This is a genomic window from Noviherbaspirillum pedocola, assembly GCF_016632335.1.
Taxonomy (GTDB): domain Bacteria; phylum Pseudomonadota; class Gammaproteobacteria; order Burkholderiales; family Burkholderiaceae_D; genus Noviherbaspirillum_A; species Noviherbaspirillum_A pedocola.
This window is the reverse complement of sequence record NZ_JAEPBG010000064.1, coordinates 1-2,311: the sequence shown is the minus strand read 5'-3', so window position 1 is coordinate 2,311 and position 2,311 is coordinate 1. Positions and strand designations below refer to the sequence as shown.

2 protein-coding genes are annotated in these 2,311 nt (G+C 60.8%); both read left to right on the top strand.

Features of this window, described 5'->3' with window-relative positions; genetic code table 11:
• Positions 1 to 140: 140 nt before the first annotated feature.
• Positions 141 to 1,385, top strand: a complete 1,245-nt coding sequence (gene istA / locus JJB74_RS32880; protein WP_325170225.1) for an IS21 family transposase — start codon at positions 141 to 143, stop codon at positions 1,383 to 1,385.
• The gene (gene istB / locus JJB74_RS32875) at positions 1,382 to 2,242 is read left to right on the top strand and encodes an IS21-like element helper ATPase IstB (RefSeq protein WP_200598755.1); all 861 of its coding nucleotides are present in this window, start codon (positions 1,382 to 1,384) and stop codon (positions 2,240 to 2,242) included. Before istA ends, istB begins: the two co-directional genes overlap by 4 nt.
• Positions 2,243 to 2,311 lie beyond the last annotated feature (69 nt).

Genomic DNA, 2,311 nt, shown 5'->3' with positions numbered 1-2,311 from the left:
TGTCACCGCCGGATGAATACTCCCCACTTCTGCCGTTTGAATTTTCCCCAGTTTGAACGGTAACAGCTGGCGCGGGCTGATCCCGCCAGCTGTTCACTTGCTCCACCATGTCGGCATCTTGAATGCCGGTAGGAGAGCGAGTGGTCAGGTTGAAGGAGTGGATAATGATTCTGGAATTACACCGGCAAGGTCTATCGGTATCTGCCATCGCCGAACGTACGGGGCACGACCGTAAGACGGTGCGCAAGTACATTCGTGAGGGGCTGGCGGCGCCGCAGTACAAGCCGCGCAACCCTCGTCCGACGGTGATCGAGCCTTATGAAGCGTACTTGCGCGAACGTGTGACCGCCTGGCCCGAGCTGACGGGCGAGCGGCTCCTGCGGGAGATTCGTAGCCAGGGCTACACAGGGGGCCGCACCGCAGTCAATGACTTCTTGCGCACGGTGCGTCCACCACCGGCGCCGGTCTTCGAGGTCCGGTTTGAGACGCCGCCCGGCGAGCAGGCCCAAGTCGACTTCGCGGAGTTCAAGGTCTGCTTCGGTAATCAAGGGCCGGTACACCGGGTCTGGCTGTTTGCCATGGTCTTGGGCCACAGCCGTTATCTGTGGGGCCAGTTCGTGCTGCACCAGGATCTGCCGACGGTGCTGCGCTGTCACATGGAAGCGTTTGCTCACTTCGGTGGTGTGCCACGCGAGATCCTGTACGACCGCATGAAGACCGCGGTACTGGGAGAAGCGGACTCCGGCGAAGGCATTGTCTATAACGCCAAGCTGCTGGCTTGCGGTGCCCACTATGGTTTCCTGCCACGCGCCTGTCAGGCATACCGGGCCAAGACCAAGGGCAAGGTCGAGCGCCCTTACCGCTATATCCGCGCCGACTTCTTCATGGCACGCAGCTTTGAGGACATCGATGACATGAACCGGCAGCTTCGCCATTGGCTCGATACCGTTGCCAATGTGCGTTGCCATGGCACCACCGGGCGCATCGTTATTGAGCACTTCCATGAGGAGCGGCCGCAATTGCAGCCCTTACCGGCCGGTCGCTTTGATGCGGTACTGCGTATCGAACGCCGGGTCAGTCACGAGGGCTGCGTCAGTGTCGGTGGCAATTACTACAGCGTGCCAGATGGCACCAGGAAGCGGATACTCGACGTGGAGACCACACCCGATACCATCCGCATCTTTGAGGACGGCGCCCTGATCGCTACCCATGCCCGGCTCGAGGGACGGCGCGAGCGCTCGATCCTGGCTGGCCACCGGCTGCTGCAGCGGATCATGCAGCGGGAGAATCCGGATGGCATCGAGCTACCGCCTGGGCATGCGGTTGCGCAGCGGCCGCTGGCCGTCTATGACTTCATCGGTCGACAGATCGGGGGACAGCGATGAGTCATTCACCGATCGCCGAGCGCATCCGTAGTCATTTGATTGGACTCAGGATGCCGCGTGCGCTGGAAGCACTGCAGACCATTCAGTCTCAGCTCGAACAGGGTCAGCTAACCGCTCTGGAAGCCATTGAAGTATTGCTGGGCGAAGAGTACAGCACGCGCGAGAGTCGGCGAGTCAAGATCGCACTGCAAACGGCGCGCCTGACGGTGCTCAAGACGCTGGCCGGCTACGACTTCAGCTTCCAGCCATCGCTCGAGCGCAGTCGTGTCATGGCCTTGGCCGAATTGGGGTTCATCGAGCGACGGCAGTGCGTGCACTTCCTGGGACCGCCCGGCACAGGGAAGAGCCATCTCGCCGTCGCACTGGGCGTGGAAGCCGTCAAGGCCGGCAAGAGCGTGTTCTTCGCCACACTGGCCGAATTGGTGGATTCAATGCGTAAGGCCGAGCGCGAAGGCAAGCTGCGTGAGCGGGTGAAGTTCCTGTCGCGCTATAGCGTGCTGATCGTCGACGAGATTGGCTATCTGCCCTTGGGCTCGAACGGCGGCAATCTGTTCTTCCAGCTGGTCAATGCTTGTTACGAGCGCTGCGCGATGATCCTGACCAGCAACCGCGGCTTTAGTGAATGGGGAGAGATCTTCGGTGACCCGGTCGTTGCTACTGCGCTGCTGGATCGGCTGCTGCACCACGCGATCGTAGTTCCAATTGAAGGCAACTCCTACCGCCTTCGGGAACATGCTGCCCTGATTCCAGAGCACCTGCGCAATCGTCCCGCATTCAACGAAGTGGGTAGTCTTCCAACGGAGAAGCGCAAGCCCGGACGTCCAAAAAAGGAGGGAAACCCGTCACTACCGGGCTGACCGCCCAACGACAAGGGTGGGGAAATTTACTTCGGCAGATTTGAGGAAATCAAGGCCGGCATTGACACC

Coding starts and splice junctions, on each gene's coding strand:
- istB (WP_200598755.1), top strand. CDS start 1,382: ATGAGTCATTCACCGATCGCCGAGCGCATCCGTAGTCATTTGATTGGA.